13 protein-coding genes are annotated in these 19,299 nt (G+C 66.6%); 5 read left to right on the top strand and 8 right to left on the bottom strand.

Features of this window, described 5'->3' with window-relative positions; genetic code table 11:
* Positions 1–85: 85 nt before the first annotated feature.
* On the top strand, positions 86–859 hold the full coding sequence (locus tag AC07PV_RS10655; RefSeq protein ID WP_494597729.1) for a TetR/AcrR family transcriptional regulator: 774 nt from the start codon (positions 86–88) through the stop codon (positions 857–859).
* Between the two features lie 46 nt (positions 860–905).
* Here AC07PV_RS10655 and AC07PV_RS10650 read toward each other — a convergent pair whose 3' ends face one another.
* The 7 genes from AC07PV_RS10650 to AC07PV_RS10620 all read right to left on the bottom strand — a co-directional run bounded on the left by AC07PV_RS10650 (position 906) and on the right by AC07PV_RS10620 (position 11,697).
* Positions 906–4,385, bottom strand: a complete 3,480-nt coding sequence (locus AC07PV_RS10650) for a DEAD/DEAH box helicase family protein (protein WP_494630191.1) — start codon at positions 4,383–4,385, stop codon at positions 906–908.
* Positions 4,386–4,538: 153 nt separating this feature from the next.
* Entirely contained in the window at positions 4,539–6,176 is a 1,638-nt protein-coding gene (locus tag AC07PV_RS10645) for an RNA/DNA-binding domain-containing protein (RefSeq protein WP_494630190.1), read from the bottom strand.
* Positions 6,177–6,198: 22 nt separating this feature from the next.
* Positions 6,199–7,944 (bottom strand): restriction endonuclease subunit S, encoded by a 1,746-nt coding sequence (locus tag AC07PV_RS10640; protein ID WP_494630188.1) that lies wholly within the window; start codon positions 7,942–7,944, stop codon positions 6,199–6,201.
* Positions 7,941–9,548, bottom strand: a complete 1,608-nt coding sequence (locus AC07PV_RS10635) for a type I restriction-modification system subunit M (RefSeq protein ID WP_494630187.1) — start codon at positions 9,546–9,548, stop codon at positions 7,941–7,943. The genes AC07PV_RS10640 and AC07PV_RS10635 overlap by 4 nt, the downstream gene beginning before the upstream one ends.
* 134 nt (positions 9,549–9,682) lie before the next feature.
* A complete protein-coding gene (cueR, locus tag AC07PV_RS10630; RefSeq protein ID WP_494630186.1) occupies positions 9,683–10,129 on the bottom strand; it encodes a Cu(I)-responsive transcriptional regulator in 447 nt (148 codons plus the stop codon).
* Complete coding sequence (locus AC07PV_RS10625; protein ID WP_494630185.1) at positions 10,126–10,356, bottom strand: heavy-metal-associated domain-containing protein; 231 nt, start codon at positions 10,354–10,356, stop codon at positions 10,126–10,128. Before AC07PV_RS10625 ends, cueR begins: the two co-directional genes overlap by 4 nt.
* A 213-nt stretch (positions 10,357–10,569) precedes the next feature.
* Positions 10,570–11,697, bottom strand: coding sequence for a flavodoxin family protein (locus tag AC07PV_RS10620; RefSeq protein ID WP_494630183.1), 1,128 nt, complete (start codon positions 11,695–11,697; stop codon positions 10,570–10,572).
* A gap of 194 nt (positions 11,698–11,891) precedes the next feature.
* Here AC07PV_RS10620 and AC07PV_RS10615 point away from each other — a divergent pair, with 194 nt between their 5' ends.
* The 3 genes from AC07PV_RS10615 to AC07PV_RS10605 all read left to right on the top strand — a co-directional run bounded on the left by AC07PV_RS10615 (position 11,892) and on the right by AC07PV_RS10605 (position 16,733).
* Positions 11,892–14,168: a heavy metal translocating P-type ATPase gene (locus AC07PV_RS10615; RefSeq protein WP_494630249.1), complete on the top strand. Its 2,277-nt coding sequence runs from the start codon at positions 11,892–11,894 to the stop codon at positions 14,166–14,168.
* Positions 14,169–14,280: 112 nt separating this feature from the next.
* Positions 14,281–15,936 carry a methyl-accepting chemotaxis protein gene (locus tag AC07PV_RS10610; protein WP_218296405.1) on the top strand — a complete coding sequence of 552 codons (1,656 nt, stop codon included), beginning with the start codon at positions 14,281–14,283 and terminating at the stop codon, positions 15,934–15,936.
* 218 nt (positions 15,937–16,154) lie between these two features.
* A complete protein-coding gene (locus AC07PV_RS10605; RefSeq protein WP_218296406.1) occupies positions 16,155–16,733 on the top strand; it encodes a hemerythrin domain-containing protein in 579 nt (192 codons plus the stop codon).
* A gap of 13 nt (positions 16,734–16,746) precedes the next feature.
* Here AC07PV_RS10605 and AC07PV_RS10600 read toward each other — a convergent pair whose 3' ends face one another.
* Positions 16,747–17,850: an alkene reductase gene (locus tag AC07PV_RS10600; RefSeq protein ID WP_218296407.1), complete on the bottom strand. Its 1,104-nt coding sequence runs from the start codon at positions 17,848–17,850 to the stop codon at positions 16,747–16,749.
* A 179-nt stretch (positions 17,851–18,029) separates the two neighbouring features.
* Here AC07PV_RS10600 and AC07PV_RS10595 point away from each other — a divergent pair, with 179 nt between their 5' ends.
* Positions 18,030–19,241: a YbfB/YjiJ family MFS transporter gene (locus AC07PV_RS10595; protein ID WP_492246137.1), complete on the top strand. Its 1,212-nt coding sequence runs from the start codon at positions 18,030–18,032 to the stop codon at positions 19,239–19,241.
* Positions 19,242–19,299 lie beyond the last annotated feature (58 nt).

Here is a 19,299-nt window from a genome sequence, read left to right as displayed (position 1 = left end):
GTGCGTAAACTGTTTACTCGTGAGTAGATTCTGGAAGGCCCCGCGCCAAACCAGCATCCGTACTTTCCCGAGGAACCAGCCCGCCATGCCCAGCCCCACCGTGTCGCCCCCCCGCAGTGCCGACCGCCCGCCTGCGTCTCCCTGGGCGCCCGCGTCCCACCGCGAACAGCAGCGCGAGGCCAAGCGCAATGCCGTGCTGCAGGCGGCCGCGCAGCTGTTCAACGAACGCGGGTTTCATGCCACCTCGCTCGACGACATCGCCGCGCGGCTGAACGTGACCAAGCCCACGCTGTACTACTACGTGAAGAACAAGGACGAGATCCTGCTGCAGTGCGTGAGCAAGGGCCTCGAAATGATGCTCGAGGGCATCGATGCCTCGCGCGCGGCCGGGGGCAAGGCCATCGACCAGCTCATGACCTGCATGCAGGTGTATGCGCGCATCGTCACCATGGACTTCGGCAAGTGCCTGATCCGCGTGGGCGACGAGCAACTGCCGCCGGAGAGCCGCAAGGAGCTGCGCCGCCTGAAGTCCGCCATCGACCAGGAATTCCGCCGCCTCGTGGCCGAGGGGGTGGAGGAAGGATCGCTGCAGCCTTGCGACCCGAAGATGACGGCCTTCGTGATCGCGGGCGCGCTCAGCTGGATCGGGCGCTGGTACCAGCCCGGCGGCGAGTACACGGCCGAGCAGGTGGCGGGGCAGTGCATCGAAACGCTGTGCCAGGGGGTGCTGCGCCGCGCGGAGAGCACGGCGTTAGCTTCTGCCTTGCCGGCGAAGCCCGCACTAGCCAAGTCCGCACGTAAGCGCAATGCAGCACCTGCAAAAAAGGTTGCGGTGAAAATCGTACGCAAGGCCGACTGATACGCTTTTTGCGTTTCAACTAGGTCAAATTCAGGAGGTGAGACGATCAGGCAGCTGCTTGCTGCAGTTCCAGCCCATGCAGCGCTTGGAACAGTTGCTCCACTTTGCCTGTGTCAAATACACCATCGGGCCCCTGGGCGTGAATATCGGTGAACGGCGACTCATACAACCGTGACGCGGGCATGGCGCCATGCTCCGTCAGGTGCTGCACGATCTCTTCCACGAACTGCAGTTGACTGGCACTGGCAGTACCTTCCGCAATCAGGTTGGCAAATGCGGCCATGGCTGCCTCCCTGTCCAGGCCGACCAAGGAACGCACAAACACCTGCAGGCTGGTGTGCAGCGCAACGGCGCGCTGGATGTCACTGTCGGTACCGCCCGCCTCGTGCAGCAGGGCTTCCAACTCCTGTAAATCGGCAGCGGTCAGGGGCTGGTTGCGGCGCAGCTTGTGCAGTGCCAGCCGGTCTTCATGCGCGCGCAGGAAGACTTTGGCCTTGGCGCGGAAACGTTCGTAGTCCACTGCGCTCGCGACCAATGGCAAGGCCACTTCGGTCGTCTCGCCAATGTCGTCCTCGAAGTCCGTATAGACCACATTGCGGCCACTTTTTTCAATCAGCTTGATGAGGCTTCGCAGCTTGCGCCGCGCCTGCTCGAGCATGGGCAAGGTCACGTCCAGCCACCACTCATCACCCGCAATGGCTTCGATCAGCAGCAGATGCTCGCGCACGCTGGGTACATTGGCCAGTTCCAGCAGGCTGTCGGCCAGTTGCTGCACCTTGGATTGCAGGCGGGGCAACGAAGGTTCGCTGCGCAGTAGCGCCAGTTGCGTGTTCAGCAGCAGGGCATCAAAGCGCTTGGCATCCTCGTCGTCATCGCGCACAGCCGTGGGCAGGCCGGACAGGTGTGTGGCCACCTCGGCCAACTGCTCGGTCGTGGGCCGCTTCCACGCATCCGGCTGAGCCCAGGTTTCCACCCAGCGGCGCTGGGGACGCACCACGAAGTTGTTGAGCGACATGCCCGCCACCATGCTGTGCAACAGCGCGGCGGTGTCGTGGCGGATGACGGGTTCGGTCAGCACGAAGGACTGCTGCGCCTCTTCGGCCACGCCGCTCAACTGCTGGCGCTGGTCCAGCAGGCCGATCAGCTCCAGGCGTGCATTGAACAGCCGCTGCGATAGCGGCTGTGCCACGGCACCTTCGCTGCCTTCCAGGTCCTGGCTGAAGAATTCAAGGTTCTGGCAGAAGTCAAAAATGAAGAAGTCCTTCTTGTCCTGCCCCGGGCCATACAGCTCTTTGCACAGCCGCGTGCCACGCCCCACCATCTGCCAGAACTTGGCCTTGGAGCGCACGATCTTGAAAAACACGAGGTTCACCACCTCGGGCACATCGATCCCTGTGTCCAGCATGTCCACCGAGATGGCGATGTGCGGCTTGCGGTCTTTTTGCGAGAAGTCGTCGATGAGAGACTGGGCGTATTCGGTCTTGAAAGTGATGATGCGAGCGAATTGGCCCCGGTATTCCGGATAGCTCAGATCAAAGCGCTGCTGGATAAATTCTGAGTGCTTCTGGTTCTTGGCAAAGATGATGGTCTTGCCCAGGCGGTCGCCGCCGGCCACCTTGTGGCCTTTGTCCATCAGCAAGCCGAGCATCTTGTCCACCGTGTCGGTGTTGAACAGCCATTTGTTGACCGCTTCGGCGCTCACTTCATCGGGTGCGTCGCCGCCTTCTTCATCCCATTCCAGCGCATCCCACTGCTCTTTCTCGTCGTCGCTCAGCTCGTCGTACCGGATACCTTGGCGCTGGAACTTCAGCGGGACCGACACTGCCCGTGGCGGGGCCAGATAGCCCTCGGCAATGGCATCGTCCAGCCCGTAGGCATCGGTGGGCACGCCGCTTTCCAGGCCGAAAAGGCTGTACGTGTTGCGGTCGATCTCATCCTTGGGCGTGGCCGTCAGGCCCACCAGCAGCGCATCGAAGTAGCTGAAGATGGCGCGGTACTTCTGGTAGATGGAGCGGTGCGCCTCGTCCACCACGATCAGATCGAAGTGGCCCACGCCGAAGCGGCGCTTGCCGCCCGCGCCTGCATTGGCGCCTTCGTTGATGAGCCCCATCATCGTGGGGTAGGTCGACATGTAGACCCGCCCCTCTGTGGCGCGGTCGGTCACCAGGTTTACGGGGGCTGCGTCGGGCAGGTGGGCCTTGAAGGCGTTCACGGCCTGGTTGACCAGCGCCACGCGGTCCGCCAGGAACAGCACGCGCTTGGCCCAATTGGCACGCATCAACAGGTCCACCAGTGCGATCACCGTGCGGGTCTTGCCCGCACCGGTGGCCATCACCACCAATGCCTTGCGGTGCTGGTCGCGCTCAAACGTTTCTGCAATGCGGCGAATAGCACGCTGCTGGTAATGGCGCTCCACAATGCCCGCCGCAATAGGCAAGTCGGCCAGCGGCTTGCGCGTGGTGCGGCGCTGGGCCATCAGCTCCAGTTCGTCCTTGGTGTGAAAGCCTTGCACTGGGCGTGATGGGCTGGCCAGGTCGTCCCACATCCAGTGCTCGTAGCCATTGGTCCCATAGATCACGGGGCGGTGGCCGTACTGCTTTGCCAGGCAATCGGCATACAGGCGGGCCTGTTGTTGACCTTCGTTGGGACTGCGGCGGGTGCGCTTGGCTTCCACAATGGCCAGCGGCACTTCGCCGCTCCACAGCACGTAGTCGACAAAGCCTTTGCCTTCGCCGTTGGGCATACCCTGCACTTCAAACTCGCGGTCGCGTGGCTGGTCCAGTGCCCAGCCGGCCTCCTTCAGCAGCAGGTCGATGAACAGGTCGCGCGTGGCGGCCTCGTTGTAGTCGTGCGCTGTGGCGGGCTGCGCGGCGTTGGCGGCCTTGGCGGCGGCGATCTCCGCGCGGTAGCGGGCCAGTTCCGCGTCCAGTTCGGCATTGTGGGCGGCGGCTTCGCGCAGGGCTGCATCGCGTTCGGCCAAGGCCAGGGCCTGCTTGGCCAGTGCCTCTTGTGCCGCAGCCTGGGCTGCGCGGCTGGCAGCCTGTTCAGCGGCGATGTTGGCGGTGGCGGGGCGGGGCAGCAGTTCTGCGCGAAACTGCAGGCCCGCCGCAGGCCGGTCACCCACGCGGCGCGCATAGTGCTGCGCCAGCCAGAACGCCACATGAAACAGCTCGCGCAATGCATTGAGCGCATCTTGCGGCGGCACCGGGCGGGCGTGGTGCACGGCCTGGTTGCCCAAGCGGCGAATCACATCCATCTTGGTGTGCACCGTCGGCCCCAACAGTTGCTGAAAACTGGGCTCGAACAGGAAAGCCGACAAATCCGCCTTGTACGGCATGCGCAGGCTGCCACCCCGGCCGCCTTCGGCCTGATACAACCAGGCCACTGCCAGCTCCAGCATGCGGCGGGCGTAAAAGCAGGCGGTGCGCGGGTCGGCATGAGCAGCAGCCTCGGCACGGCGAGCTTCGGCCAGCAGATCGGGCCAATCGGGTTGCAGGAAGGCGAAGTTCGATGGGGCGCTGCTCACGGGGACTCCCTCTTTGTCATCCGGTCACTGGTACCCAGCCCATTGGGGCGGTGGGTTGGACCCGCTATTTAAAGCTCTTATAGAGAAAATTGCTTTAAGCAGCTTATATAAGTCTTTGTTTTTGAACAATATTTTCTAGTCTATAGCAGTCTGCTAAAGACTTTTATGCGCTATTGCATACCAGCGGGCCCAACGGCGCTCGCCTTTCAGCGCCAGTTTGTTCTCCGCTCGCAATTCCAGCAGAAGGCCCCGCAATGCGCTCGCTGAGTGTGTGGGGAGCACCTGCTGCAGCTCCGACACAGGGGCACCCTGTTCCCCCTGTTTCATCACATGCTTCAGCAGCAGCGCCTTGTTCGTGTCGCGATCCAGGCCGCGTTGGCGGGTGTAGGTGCCTTTAGCACCCAAGGATGCATACAGGGCTTCTGAGAGCATGTAGCGGGTGCCTCGGCCTCTGCCCATGGACTCAACGGCACCCACCGCCATCAGGCTGGGCAAGCGCTCTTTCAGTGTGGGGCTGAGCGGTTTGCCCTGCTCCAGGCATTCCAGCGCCAGATAGTCCAGCGTCGAAAAACTGCGCAGCGTCTCGTCCCCCAGCCGCTCCATGAACCTCACAAACGCTGGGTTGCGCACGCCGCCCTCCAGCGTCAGCCGCACCTCGTGCGCGGCGGTGCCTGCAAAGCTGGGCAGGGGCTTGCCCTGGCGCACGGCGCTTTCCATCATCAGGTTCAGGCCCTGGCCGGAACGTTCGATCAGCCCGCAGCGCCCTAGCGCCTCGGCCAGGCGGCGGTTGCGGGGGTATTGCTGGTCAATGATGTTCTCGGGCGTGATGCCGGGAGGCAGGCCGCCGGGGCTCACCACCTCCAGCCGCTTGGCAAATTGGCGCACAAAGATGGAACCGCCCAGGCGGTAGTCGCGGTGGGCCACCGCGTTCAGTAAGGCCTCGCGCACGGGCACCTCGTCAAACGTGGGCAGGTCCATGCGGAAGAAATCGTCCTGGTAGCTCTGCCGGTCGTTGCGCAGGTTGATCTTTTTCCACAGCGCGTCTTGCCAGGCAAAGAAGCCTGCGCGGTATTCCTCGCGGTCGGCCGCCGGGCCAGCGGCTTCGGACGAGCGGTACTCGAACACCAGCTCGGCCTGCGCCAGCCACCGCGTGAGGCCCGCGCGCGTGCCAAACAGGATGAGTGCCGCATAGCTCACCTGATCGCCCTCTACCAGCAGCTCGGCATCGCGCAGCGTTTGCAGGTCGCTCAGCTCGTACCTGCGCGCGTCGCCACTCTTTTTGGCCCAGCGTTCGCGGAACAGGGCGATGGACTCGGGCTCCAAGTCAGCCAGCGAGGCACCGGGGCAAGGCTGGGCTGAAAAATCGGGGCCTGTCTCGGCAAACATGTCCCTTAACTCCTGGCCGCTGAGGGCTGCCAGGTCGTCACCTGCGCGCTTGAAGTAACGGCCATCGATCTCCCATGCTGTGCCCGGCAGGCGTGGCGGAACGTGAATGATCACCACGCGCCCTTCGGGCAGCAACAGCTCTTCTACCGGAATACGGTGCCCCAGCCGCGTGTGCAGGCCCGCCTCGGTGCGGCCCGGCTCGTCGAAAGCCTGTGTGCCCACAATGCGCCGGGGCCGCATGTCCGTAACACCCAGCAGCATGGTGCCACCGCCCTCGTTGGCCAGGGCCACGCAGTACTTGAGCAGTTTTTCAAAGTCGTAGCGCTGCTTGGCCTCCTTGAACTCCAGGCGCTGGCCTTCGGGTTCAAGCAGCCATTGTTGAAGCTGGGCGACGGAGGTGGGCATGGCGTGGGCTGGACTGTGGAGCTTAGAGATTCCAGTGGCGCTGACGGGCCTCAGGCGGCAACGTATCGATGATGTATTGCAGCGGGATCGCCTCGTTCTTGGGTGTGCGCTCGTAGGCGCTGTCGTGCGATGCCGTCTTGGTCTGCCCGAACTTCATGTCGCTGCAGTAACGGACGGCCCATTCCAGGCTCTCCACCATCGACCGGCTGAGCTTGCTGAAATCGGCATCACGCAGGGCCGTGAGTTTCTTGTCATTGCGGCGCAGGGCGGCACGCATGGCGTCGTCGTCAAAGTCGCTGAACATTCGTTCGCCAATGAGCACCCGCGTGGCGTCGTAAGCCGACTGAGGGACCGGGCCATGGGGTAGTGCGCAATAGGTCTCGTTGTAAATCTGGCGCCCATGGTGTTCCAGATGGTGCCTGTCCGCAAAGTAGATCGCCTTGAGGGAGTTGTAGAGATCGCCATCGGGCATGCGCTTGGCAATGAAGATCAATGCTTCCAGGCCGATGGACGCTTCCAGTTGCTGCAATTGCTCAAGGCTTTGGGCTGGAGCGCGTGGGGCAGTCGGAGTCAACTCGCCACTGAAGGCCCGCTGCTGCAGCGAGGCAAACAGCGCATCCAGCGCGGCCAGGGCGCGGCGGTGGGTGGCTTTGAGGGCTTCGATGGAGGCGATGCGGGTGGCGAAGGTTTTTTGGAGGGGTAGGGGGGGAACTGGCACCTCCAAGGCAGAAATTTCCTTCGTGTTGATGTTGTATTGCACTGATGATTTCCGAGAAGCTTTCAGAAAGATACTGCGGCCCCCCGGTGTTCTGAGCATTTGCCGAATGAACTCAGGTAACGCTTTGTCAGCCCGGAACCTCAAGCGCATAAGGTGAGAGTCAAAAGCCCACAACTCGTCTCCCGGTTGAGCTACTACGCATTTACCAAGATGTTCTTGACTAGCGATTGCCCGCGCCATGAGCAGATCTCCCGCTTGGACGCTGTGCCGTTCAACGGCTGATCCGGGCAAATCAACGTATTTTTTATCTTCAAGCGTCAACTGCCAGTCTTGAATGTTGGCGACTCGAAGACATAGCCATGAGCCTTTCTCTGCTTCGCCAGGGATCATCGTTCCAAAAATTGGAGGCGTCTCGAAAAGCTCCGACATGCAGCTCCACTCCCAGCGCTTGGTGTTGTCCAGTGGGTCCCCAAACATATCGAGAAAGAGGGACTGGGTGAGGCTGTCGAGCAGGGCCAGGGCGGTGCGGCGTTGGGTTCGGAGGGTTTCGGCTTGGTCGAGGATGGCGGCGATTCGGCGTTGTTCTTCCAGCGGGGGGAGGGGGATCGCCTGATCAGCGAGAAAACTTGCAGGAACCCGTCTTTGCCCGCCGCTGCCTGTCATGCGGCGCTGACCATTTGCACGCACTTCTTCGAGCCGCAGGTAATGGTGCAGATACCGCGACTCTGCGATCCCATGGCGTGCCCGAACGACGTGGAACTCTGTGGAGCCGAAGCCATGTGGACGCGGTAAGCGGGCTTGGGCAATTTTTCCGTTTTCAAAGCAAGGGGTGATCTTTGCCACCAATACATCGCCATCGAGAAACGGCGTGAAGCCTTTGGCTACTTCTGCGTAGGGCCGATCTTGTGTCGTTTCTACCTTGGCAGATTCGGCGCTCAGTGACGCCATTGGCACAAAAGAAACTAGTTCTTCCGCTGGCAACTTTTTGCCCAGCGTGGGGTTTAGCTCGGCAATGTCTGTCAGCTTGGCGGTTGGGAATTTCGCACTCACTTCAACATCCCCTCCAACACCCCCATCCCCCGCGCAATTTCGCCTTCCAACGCCCGTAGCTCCGCCAAGATCTCCCCCGGCGCCCGGTGCTGCACCTGTGCATGCACCACTTCCTTGTAGCGGTTGATGCTCAGGTCATACCCATTGGCCTCGATGTCGGCCTTGGGCACGCAAAAGCTTTGGGCGGTGCGGGGGCGGGTGAGTTCAGGGGAGAGGTGGGATTGCGCCCCGGCTTCGACAGGCTCAGCCCGAACGGTTTGGAGAGAGCGCCAGCGCTGCAGCACGTCAGGCAGGTTGTTTTTGGCGTGCTCTGCTTCTGATAGCTGACTGCGCCCGTCCACAAAGCGCTGCAGGCCCAGAAGGCTTGCATCCAGCAGGGGCTGGCGTTTGTCGTCCAGGCTCCAGCCGTCGGCCTGCATGTCGTAGAACCACACATTGTCGGTGCCGCCGCTCATGGTTTTGGTGAAGAGCAGGATGGCGGTGCTGACGCCCGCGTAGGGCTTGAACACGCCGCCGGGCAGGCTGATGACGGCGTCGAGCTTTTGCTCTTCCACCAGCTTGCGGCGCAGTTCCTTGTGGGCCTTGCTGCTGCCAAAGAGCACGCCGTCGGGCACGATGACAGCGGCGCGGCCGCCTGTCTTGAGCAGACGCAGGAACAGTGCCATGAAGAGCAGTTCGGTCTTCTTGGTCTTGACGGTTTGCAGCAGGTCTTTGGCGGTGTTTTCGTAGTCCAGACTACCGGCAAAGGGCGGGTTGGCCAGGATGAGGCTGTAGGCCTCGGCATCGCCTGCCGCGCCTTCGGCGAGGGAGTCGCGGTATTCGATGGCGGGGTGTTCCACGCCGTGCAGCACCATGTTCATGCTGCCGATGCGCAGCATGGTGTTGTCGAAGTCGTACCCGTGGAACATGCCGCTGTGGAAGTGCTTGTTCTGGGCGGGTACGCGCAGCATGTCGGGGTAGGTGCGGCGCAGGTATTCGCCTGCGGCCACTAAAAATCCGCAGGTGCCCGATGCGGGGTCGCAGATGGTGTCCTGGGGCGTGGGGGCTGTCAGGGCCACCATCAAATCGATGATGTGGCGCGGGGTGCGGAACTGGCCGTTCTGCCCGGCGGATGCGATCTTGCCGAGCATGTACTCGTACAGGTCGCCCTTGGTGTCGCGGTCGTCCAGGGGGATGGTGTCGAGCAGGTCCACCACCTTGGCCAGAAGACCGGGTGTGGGTATGGTGAAACGCGCATCGCGCATGTGGTGCGCAAAGGCAGTTTCAGCCGCAGGGCCACCCGACATCTGCAGGCCGCGCAGAAAGGGAAAGACCTGGTTGCTGAGCACGTCGAACATGTCGGCGGGCGCCATGTTCTTGAAGCGCGACCAGCGCATGTTTTCCAAAGGCCTGCCGTTGGGGTCGAACCCCTCGGGGATGATGCGCACCGGCGCTGTCTTGAGGCGCAGGGCCTTGTTGTCTTCGCGGGTCTGGTCGCTGTCGAGCGCGCGCAAGAAGAGCAGGTAGGTGATCTGCTCGATGACTTCGATGGGGTTGGCGATGCCGCCGGACCAGAACGCGTTCCAGACCTGATCGACCTTGTTTCTCAATTCACCGGTAAGCATGGAGTAGCGCGCGCAGCCAAAGGAAGTAAAGCGGCGAGTCTGCCATGGTCAAGCACTGCTTGTCTGGGCTGGTTTGTGCTGTTTTTGGCCTCCAGCGCTTGCCCGACAAGCGCGAGTAGCTATCAATAGTGGAGTTAACCGCCCGCCGCACCCGCCAGGTCATCCAGGATCGGACAATCCGGCCGCTCGTTCCCCTTGCAACACGACACCAGCGTCTGCAGGCTGCGTTGCATGGCCTGCATCGAGGCAATGCGCTCGCTCAGGTCGTCGATGTGCGCCTGGGCGATGCGCTTGACCTGGCTGCTGGCGCGGCTGCGGTCGTGCCACAGGGCGAGCAGCTCGGCGATCTCCTCCATCGAGAAGCCCAGGTCGCGGCTGCGGCGGATGAAGTGCAGCGTGTGCACGTCCGCCTCGGTGTACTGCCGGTAGCCGCTGTCGGTGCGGGCCACGGCGGCCAGCAGGCCCAGGGACTCGTAGTGGCGCACCATGCGGGCCGAGATGCCGGCGCTGCGCGCGGCTTCGCCAATGGTCAGGGGCCGGCCGCTGGCCCGGCCCTGGGCGCGGGGCAGGGTGGCGCTCATGGCGCGACCGTGTAGCCTTCTTCGGCAATGGCGGCAGCGATGGCGGCCCGGGGTGCACTGGTGTTGCCGACTTCCACGCGGCCGGTGCTGCGGTCGATGCGCACGGTGGCGTCGGGGTCGGCGGACTGCACGGCCTGCGTGACTGCGCGCTCGCAGTGGCCGCAGGTCATGCCCTGCACGTTGAAGAGTTGCGTGGTGGCGGGAGAAGTGGATTCGTTCGTGGTCATGGTGGCTCCTGGATGTCCTGGAAGGTGGTCCGACGGGTATCGGAAAGGTTTCAGGACGCCAGCGTAAACCTTCACACCATGTCAGGGTCAAGAGGCGGGGGAGCAACCCTGCGGTCCGTGCGGCGGCTGCCTGCGGACAAGGTAGATGAATGCTATTAAAAGTATAGCTGTTAGCGCTTTTCCATCAAGCGGTAGCAGCCGTTTTGATTCCAACTATTTGGGCCGTGGCCTGCGCACGCCTGCGTCGGGCTGCACCAGGCGGCCGGCGCGCAGCGCGGTGATGGCCACGGCCAGCGCCTGGGCGGCGCCGCGCACCTCGTCCTGCACGGCGGTGTCCCGGTCCAGCGCGGCATGGCTGTCGGCGTAGCTTTCGTAGTAGCCGATGTAGCGGTCCAGCCGCGCGGCGGGGCCGGCGTCGATGAGGCCCATCCAGTCCAGCCAGTCCGACAGGCCGCGCCGCGTGGACTCGATGCCCGCCACGTCGCCATGCACCGCCAGCGCATAGGCGCGCCCGGCCAGATGCTTGGGGTAGTCCCAGCCCGCCAGTTCCAGCGCCTTGGCTTCGGCGGCCTTCTTGCCGTGGGTGCTGGTGGGGTCGGGGTTGCCGCCGTCGGCGCACACCAGGCGGTCGATCATGAGCTTGAGGGGGCTCGGTGCCTGGTACCAGTACACGGGGGTGAGGATCATCACGCCGTGCGCGGCGGTCCAGCGCTCGTAGATCTCGTTCATCCAGTCGCCGGTCTGGCGCATGGCGTGGTTGGGGTAGCAGCTGCACGGAAAGTGGCACAGCGGCATGGCGGTGGAGACACAGCCCTTGCAGGGGTGGATGTGGCGCCCGTAGTCCGAGGTGACGCGGCTCAGGTCCAGCGTGTCCACCTCGACCCCGGCGTCCGCCAGGGCCTCGCGCGCCGTGTGCAGCAGGCGCCAGCTCTTGGAGATTTCGCCGGGGCAGGTGCCATCGTTGCGGGCCGAGCCGCACACGAGCAGGGCGCGCGGCGGCGAGGCCGGGTCGGCCCAGCGGGTGCGCGCGGCGTCGATCCTGGCCTTGGCGTCCAGCCAGTCCAGCGAGAGTTCGTAGCCGGGGTCGGCATGGCCCGGGCCGGCCTTGCGGGTGCGCGGCGCCTTGCGGCCCTCGTCGTAGTTGCGCCAGGCGATGGCCTCGATGCGGTCGATGGCGTCGGCCGCCTCGGTGGCGAAGCGCGGGTCCTGGAAGTCCTGCAGGAACCGCTCGCGGAAGGCCGCGCGGTCCAGGGGCGCGGGGGCCTGGCCAGTGCGCGGCTGCGGCGCCGCAGCCGCGGCAGCGGCGGGGGGAGGAGCGTGGGGCGTGGGGCGTGTCGTCATGCGGCCATTCGATCACCAGCCCGTGGGGCTGCGTATCGGACAAGGCGCCGTGTGGGCTGTCGGCGGCGGGTGATCGGCAGCGTGCCGGGCCGGGGCCTGCCGAGGTGCTTGACCTTGCCATCATGTCAAGGTGTACCGTGCTCCCCATGGCCATACAACACCTTCCCTCTCCCGCCGGTCCTTCCGCCACGCCCATGGCTTTCCCGCCCCTGGATCTGGGCATCGGCGGCATGACCTGTGCCAGCTGCGTGGCGCGCGTGGAGCGGGCGCTGCGCAAGGTGCCCGGCGTGCAGGATGCCACCGTGAACCTCGCCACCGAGTCGGCCCGCGTGGCCTGGGCACCGGGCGCGGCCACCGCCGACGCCGAGGCCATGGAGGCGCTGCTGCGCCGCGCCGTGCGCAATGCGGGCTATGAGCCGCGCGCCGCGGGGCCGGCCGAGGCGCCCGAGGATCTGTCGCCCTGGGCGGGCTTTCTGCCGGTGGGCATCGGCCTGCTGCTGTCGGCCCCGCTGGTGCTGCCCATGCTGGGGGAGCTGTTCGGCCTGCACTGGATGCTCCCGGCCTGGGTGCAGTTCGCGCTGGCCACGCCGGTGCAGTTCGTCCTGGGCGCGCGCTTCTACAAGGCGGGCTGGCATGCGGTGAAGGCCCTGGCGGGCAACATGGACCTGCTGGTGGCCCTGGGCACCAGCGCGGGCTGGGGCCTGTCGGTGTGGCTGTGGCTCACGGCCCATGAAGGCCATGCGCCGCACCTCTACTTCGAAGCCTCTGCCGTGGTGGTCACGCTGGTGCTGCTGGGCAAGTGGCTGGAGGCGCGCGCCAAGCGCCAGACCACGGCCGCCATCCGCGCGCTGCATGCCCTGCGGCCGGACCTGGTGCACCTCCTGGGCAGGGAGGGCGAGGTGGACGTTCCCGTGGCCGAGGTGCTGGTGGGCGACCAGCTGGTGGTGCGGCCGGGCGAGCGCATCCCGGTGGATGGCACGGTGCACGAGGGCCACACGCAGGTGGACGAATCCATGCTGACCGGCGAGCCCCTGCCGGTGGCGCGTGATGTGGGCGCGGCGCTGACGGGGGGCTCGATCAACGGCGACGGCCGCATCGTGATGGCCGTGACCGCGGTGGGGGCCGAGACGGTGCTGTCCCAGATCATCCGGCTGGTGGAAGACGCCCAGGCGGCCAAGGCGCCCATCCAGCGGCTGGTGGACCAGGTGTCGGCCGTGTTCGTGCCCGTGGTGCTGGTGGTGGCCCTGGCCACGCTGCTGGGCTGGCTGTGGATGGGCGTGGGCATCGAGGCCGCGCTGATCCACGCCGTGGCCGTGATGGTGATCGCCTGCCCCTGTGCGCTGGGCCTGGCCACGCCGGCGGCCATCATGGCGGGCACGGGGGGGGCGGCCAGGAACGGCATTTTGATCAAGGACGCGCAGGCGCTGGAGCTGGCCCACAAGGTGGACACGGTGGCCTTCGACAAGACGGGCACGCTGACCGTGGGCCAGCCCCGGCTGACGGCGTTCGAGGTGGTGCCCGGCCTGGACGACGCGGCCGTGATGGCCGCGGTGGTGGCGGTGCAAAGCGGCAGCGAACACCCGCTTGCACGCGCCGTGGTGGCGGCCGCGGGCGAGCGGCAGGTCCGCGTGGCGGCGGCGCAGGATGTGCGCGCCGTGCCCGGTCGCGGCACCGAGGGCGATGTGGCCGGGCAGCGCTACCTGGTGGGCAGCCTGCGCTGGATGCAGGAGCTGGGCGTGGAGATGGGCCCCCTGGCGGCGCGCGCCCGGGCGCTGCAGGACGAGGGCGCCACCGTGTCGGCCGTGGCCCAGCGTGCGACCGAAGGGGCGAGCGGCGCACGCTATGTCTTGCGTGCCTTGATGGCCTTTGGCGACGAGCCCAAGCCCGGCGCGCGCGCGGCGCTGGCGGCGCTGAAGGCGCGTGGCATCCGCACCGTGATGATCTCGGGCGACAACCGGGGAGCGGCCGAGGCCATGGCCCGGCGCCTGGGGCTGGACCCCGACGCGGGTGAGGTGATGGCCGAGGTATTGCCGGGTGACAAGGCCGCCAGGGTGGCTGCGTTGCAACGGGGTAGCGAAGAAGTCCCTCCCGGAGGGCAGCGACCCGGCGCAGCGGCGGGGCGCGGGGGCCGTATTGTCGCGATGGTGGGCGACGGCGTGAACGACGCCCCGGCGCTGGCGGCGGCCGATGTGGGCATGGCCATGGGCAACGGCACGGACGTGGCCATGCATGCGGCGGGCATCACGCTGATGCGGGGCGACCCGATGCTGGTGGCCGCGGCGCTCGACATCTCCCACCGCACGGTGATGAAGATCCGCCAGAACCTGTTCTGGGCGTTCGCGTACAACGTGGCCGGGATTCCTCTGGCGGCGATGGGCTACCTGAGCCCCGTGGTGGCTGGGGCGGCCATGGCCTTGAGCTCGGTCAGCGTGATGGCGAATGCCCTCTTACTGAAGCGCTGGCGCATGTGATAAATACGTACAGTGCGGTCATCGATGTCTGGCAAACTGCAACGCTTTGTTGCAGGCCGGCGGCTTCGAATGCAGGCGCGGCCCCTCCATACCCATAAAAGGACGACACATCATGAATCTCTTCTCGTTCATGCGGCAGTTCACCATCCGAATGCGCATGCTGGGGGCCATCGCGGTGGTGCTGGGCCTGCTGGGCCTGCTGGGCGGCGCGGGCATGCTGGGCATGTTCCGCATCCATGACATGAGCCAGAACTTCATGGACAACTCCTTCGCCAAGGTGGGCTACATGGCGGAGCTGCGCGGCGAGATGGGCTCCGTCCGCCAGTACGAGAAGGACATGATCATTGGCTACGAAAAGCCGGAAGCCGTGAAGGCCGCGCACGACAAGTGGCTGGCCAGCCAGGACAAGGCCAAGAAGATCGCCGCGAAGTTCCTGGAGGGCGAGGACGACGCGGACAACGTGGTGGTGCGCAACATCATCGCCAGGCTGGACAGCTACCGCGAGCTGTTTGCCCATGTGGCCCGGCAGCTGGAAGCCAGCGGCTACGACACCGCCACGATTGCCAACCGCATGAGCGGCAAGGCCGTGGCCGAGTTCGACCAGGCCGACAAGCTGGTGGGAGAGCTCGATACCGTGCTGCGGGCCGAAGTGGCCCAGTCGGTCGAACAGCAGGGCCGGGTGTCCAGCGAGACCAAGTGGCTCTTCGTCCTGGCCGTGGTGATCACCGTGGTGGTGGTGGTGCCCACCACGCTGATGAACATGAACTCGATCTGCCACCCGCTTGAAGAGGCGCGCCGCATGGCGCAGGCCATTGCCGGGGGTGACCTGTCCCAGAACATTGCCGCCGAAGGCAAGGACGAAGTGGCCGACCTGCAGCGCGCGCTGCGCGACATGCAGCAGGGCCTGGGCGCGCTCGTGGCGCAGGTGCGGGACGCCAGCGGCAACATCGCCACGGCCAGCCAGGAGATCGCCATGGGCAACCAGGACCTCTCGCAACGCACGGAGCAGACGGCGAGCAATGCCCAGGAAGCGGTGGCTTCGCTCTCGCAGCTCACCTCGACGGTGCAGCAGACCGCGTCGTCGTCGCAGATGGCCAACCAGCTGGCGGCATCGGCCTCCAGCACCGCGACGCGCGGCGGCTCGGTGGTGCAGCAGGCCGTCTCCAGCATGCAGGAGATTTCGGCCTCCAGCCGCAAGATCGGCGACATCATCGGCCTGATCGATTCCATCGCCTTCCAGACCAACATCCTCGCGCTGAACGCCGCCGTGGAAGCCGCGCGCGCCGGTGAGCAGGGGCGGGGCTTTGCCGTGGTGGCCAGCGAGGTGCGCAGCCTGGCCCAGCGCTCGGCGGCGGCGGCCAGCGACATCAAGGGCCTGATCCACAGCAGCGTGACGGCCGTGGACGGGGGCGTGCGCCACGTGGAGGATGCGGGCACGGCCATGAAGGAAATCGTGGCCAGCGTGCAGCGCGTGGGGGACATCATCGGCGAGATCACGGCGGCGGCGTCGGAGCAGTCGGCCGGCATCGGCCAGGTGAACCAGTCGGTGGGTGAGATCGACCGCATGACGCAGCAGAACGCGGCGCTGGTGGAGGAGTCCGCGGCGGCGGCCGAGTCCATGCGCGAACAGGCCGCGCGCCTGTCGCAGGTGGTGCAGCAGTTCCGCCTGGCCGACGCCATGCTCCACGCCGCCCACCACGCACCCGTGGAGGCGCCGCAGCACCAGGCGCTCGCCGGGGAGCCTTCCAGGGCACTGCTCGCGCGCTGATGATGGATTGAACCGGTGGCGCCCGCGCGCCATCACACCCGGAATGGGCCCTGCGGGCGGATGCGCATGCAGGGCTTTTTCATGCCCGGCGTGCGGCGGCCGCAGGCGCACCGGCCGCGCGATGCGCACCCGGTCCCCGACGGTTTGTTGACCTGCGTCATGCGCGGGCGGGCGCCTGCATGGCAATCTGGAGGCCTTGTGACCTGGGGAGCACTGCCATGCCGTCGATCAGCCTGCGGACCATCCACGAAGAGCATGCGTCGCTTGCGGCCGTGCTGCATTCCTTGCGCCTGATGCTGGACCAGGGGCCGGGCGACGAGCCCGCCGCGTTCTTCGACGTGATGCGGGCCATGCTGTTCTACATCGACGAATTCCCCGAACGCCAGCACCACCCCAAGGAATCGCAATGGCTGTTCCCGAAGGTGGCCGAGCGTTCGCCGGAGGCGGCCGGCGCCATCGCGCAACTGGAGCGCGAACACGCGGGCGGCGAGGCCGCCGTGCGCGAGCTGCAGCATCTGCTGCTGGGCTGGGAGCTGATGGGCGAGGCGCGCCGCGACACCTTTTCCGAGGCCCTGCGGCGCTATGTCGCTTTCTACCTGGAGCACATGCGCCTGGAGGAAACCGTGGTCTTGCCAGCGGCCCAGGCATGCCTGCAGCCTGGCGACTGGGCCGCGATCGATGCGGCGTTTGCCGGCAATACCAACCCGCTGGCGCCCGGCCAGGCGCGGGACCCCGCCTACGATCGCCTGTTCACGCGCATCGTGATGCGGGCGCCCAGCCCGATCGGGCTGGGCTGACGGCGCGCCCGCCTCAGGCCGACAGGGCGGGGTAGTCGGTGTAGCCCTCCGCGCCGCCGCCGTACAGCGTGGCGCGGTTGACCTCGTTCAGGGGCGCGCCGCGCTCCAGGCGCTGCACGAGGTCGGGGTTGGCGATGAACGGCCGGCCAAAGGCCACGATGTCCGCCCCGTTCGCGAGCGCGGTTTCCGCCAGCGCCTTGTCGTAGGCGTTGTTCACCATCCACGCGCCCTGGCCGCCGGCCGCGCGGTAGGCCGCCTTCAGGGCCGCGTAGTCGAAGGGGCGGTCGGGCAGTTCGCGCGGGCCGCCGGTCGCACCCTCGATCACGTGGATGTAGGACAGGCCCAGCGGGCCGAGCTGGCGCACCACGTAGTCAAACAGGGGCTGCGGGTCCGCGTCCACCACGTCGTTGGCGGGCGTCACGGGCGACAGGCGGATGCCCGTGCGGCCGGCACCGATTTCCTGCGTGATGGCGGTGACCACTTCGACCAGCAGCCGGGCGCGGTTCTCGATGCTGCCGCCATAGGCGTCGGTGCGGTGGTTGGCGCTGGTCTTGAGAAACTGGTCGATCAGGTAGCCGTTGGCGGCGTGCACCTCGACGCCGTCGAAGCCGGCCTCGATGGCAGCGCGGGCGGCACGGCGGTAGTCGGCCACGATGCCGGGGATCTCGGCGATCTCGAGCGCGCGGGGCTCCGAGGTCTGGGTGAACGTCGGCACGCCGTCCTTGATGAGCACGGTCTTGGTCTTGGCCTGGATCGCCGACGGGGCCACGGGCGCGGCATGGCCCGGCTGCAGGTCGGTGTGCGAGACACGGCCCACATGCCACAGCTGCACCACGATCTTGCCGCCCGCCGCGTGCACGGACGAAGTGACCTTCTTCCAGCCGGCGATCTGCTCGGGCGCATACAGGCCGGGCACGTCGGCGTAGCCCTGTCCCTGGTGGCTGATGGCGGTGGCCTCGGAAATCAGCAGGCCGGCGCTGGCGCGCTGCGTGTAGTAGGTGGCCACGAGGTCGGTGGGCACGGCGTTGGGCGAGCGGTTGCGCGTGAGCGGTGCCATGGCGATGCGGTTGGCCAGCTGCAGGTCACCGGCTTGGACGGGGTCGGACAGAAAAGGCATGCGGGGCTTTCAAAAACGGGTTGCACACAATCGATCAACCCCGGAAGGTTAATGCTGCAGCGCAAAACGTGCAGCGCACATGCGTCAACAAGGGCTCTGGTTTTGTGCTATCCGGGGCTGGCCGGCGGTGTGCGGGGGGCCGCGGCGCGCTGGCGCGGCCTGGGGCAGAATCAAACGCCATGCCGCCCCGCCATCCTTCCCCCCGCCCCGTGCCCGCGCTGTGGCTGGCCGTGGCGCTGTCGATGGGGGCGGCGGTGTCGCTCGGCATCACGCGCTTTGCGTACGCGCTGCTGCTGCCGCCCATGCGGGAGGACCTGGGCTGGTCCTACACCCTCGCGGGCGCGATGAACACCGTGAATGCGCTGGGCTACCTGGTCGGCGCGCTGGCCACGCCCTGGCTGCTGCGGCGTGCCGCACCCGGGGCCGTGCTGCTGGCCGGCGCGGTGCTGGCCACCGTGTTCATGGGGCTCTGCGGTTTTTTCACCGAGGCGGTGCCGCTCCTGCTGCAGCGCCTGCTGGCCGGCGTGGCGAGCGCGCTCGTGTTCATTGCCGGCGGCCTGCTCGCCGCGCGCCTGGGGGCGCAGGAGCCGGGGCGCAGCGGCCTGCTGCTGGGGCTGTACTACGGGGGCACGGGCTGGGGCATCAGCCTGTCGGCCGTGCTCGTGCCCGCCGTGCTGGCGGCGGCGCCGTCCCCGCATGCCTGGACGTGGGCCTGGTGGGCGCTGGCGCTGGCCTGCATGGCCGCGACGGCGGCCCTGTGGTGGCCCGCGCGTGTGCTGCGCGGGCTGGCGGTGCCCGCGGATGCCCCCCGGGCCTTCAATGTGGTGCCGCCGCCCGCCCGGGTGCGCTGGCGTGCGCTGGCGCCCGCGCTGCTGGGCTACGGCCTGTTCGGCGTGGGCTACATCGGCTACATGACCTTCGTCGTGGCGCTGCTGCGCGAGCAAGGCGCCAGCGGCACGGCGGTGACCTGGTTCTATGCGCTGCTGGGGCTGGCGGTGGTGCTGTCGTCGCGCATCTGGGCGGGGCTGCTGGACCGCAGCCGTGGCGGCCAGGCGCTGGGCCTGCTCAACGGGCTGCTGGGCGTGGCCACCGTGCTGCCCGCGCTGACGTCGGCCTGGCCGGTGGTGCTGGCCTCGGGCCTGCTGTTTGGCGGCGTGTTCCTGTCGGTGGTGGCATCGACCACCGCCCTGGTGCGGCACAACCTGCCACAGGTGCTGTGGGCCAGCGGCATCAGCGCCTTCACCATCGTGTTCGCCGCCGGGCAGATCGTGGGGCCCACGGTGGTGGGCTGGATCGCCGATGGCCCGGGAGGCCTCGCGCGCGGGCTGGTGTTCTCGGCCTGCGCGCTGTGGTTGGGGGCGCTGGTGGCGTGGCGGCAGAAGCCGCTCTAGCGCATCTGGAGTTTTGGCCGTGCGCCGCGCTAGGCGCTCCCAATCGATACTGGCGCGG

This window comes from Acidovorax sp. GW821-FHT09A11, from assembly GCF_059418365.1.
Note: the sequence above shows the minus strand (reverse complement) of the source record. Positions and strands in the feature narration are given on the sequence as shown.

Bases quoted from the DNA above. Each gene is read 5' to 3' on its own strand.
- AC07PV_RS10620 (WP_494630183.1), bottom strand. From the start codon at position 11,697: ATGACGACACGCCCCACGCCCCACGCTCCTCCCCCCGCCGCTGCCGCG.
- AC07PV_RS10605 (WP_218296406.1), top strand. From the start codon at position 16,155: ATGCCGTCGATCAGCCTGCGGACCATCCACGAAGAGCATGCGTCGCTT.
- AC07PV_RS10610 (WP_218296405.1), top strand. From the start codon at position 14,281: ATGAATCTCTTCTCGTTCATGCGGCAGTTCACCATCCGAATGCGCATG.
- AC07PV_RS10635 (WP_494630187.1), bottom strand. From the start codon at position 9,548: ATGCTTACCGGTGAATTGAGAAACAAGGTCGATCAGGTCTGGAACGCG.
- AC07PV_RS10600 (WP_218296407.1), bottom strand. From the start codon at position 17,850: ATGCCTTTTCTGTCCGACCCCGTCCAAGCCGGTGACCTGCAGCTGGCC.
- AC07PV_RS10625 (WP_494630185.1), bottom strand. From the start codon at position 10,356: ATGACCACGAACGAATCCACTTCTCCCGCCACCACGCAACTCTTCAAC.
- AC07PV_RS10595 (WP_492246137.1), top strand. From the start codon at position 18,030: ATGCCGCCCCGCCATCCTTCCCCCCGCCCCGTGCCCGCGCTGTGGCTG.
- AC07PV_RS10615 (WP_494630249.1), top strand. From the start codon at position 11,892: ATGGCTTTCCCGCCCCTGGATCTGGGCATCGGCGGCATGACCTGTGCC.
- AC07PV_RS10645 (WP_494630190.1), bottom strand. From the start codon at position 6,176: ATGCCCACCTCCGTCGCCCAGCTTCAACAATGGCTGCTTGAACCCGAA.
- cueR (WP_494630186.1), bottom strand. From the start codon at position 10,129: ATGAGCGCCACCCTGCCCCGCGCCCAGGGCCGGGCCAGCGGCCGGCCC.
- AC07PV_RS10655 (WP_494597729.1), top strand. From the start codon at position 86: ATGCCCAGCCCCACCGTGTCGCCCCCCCGCAGTGCCGACCGCCCGCCT.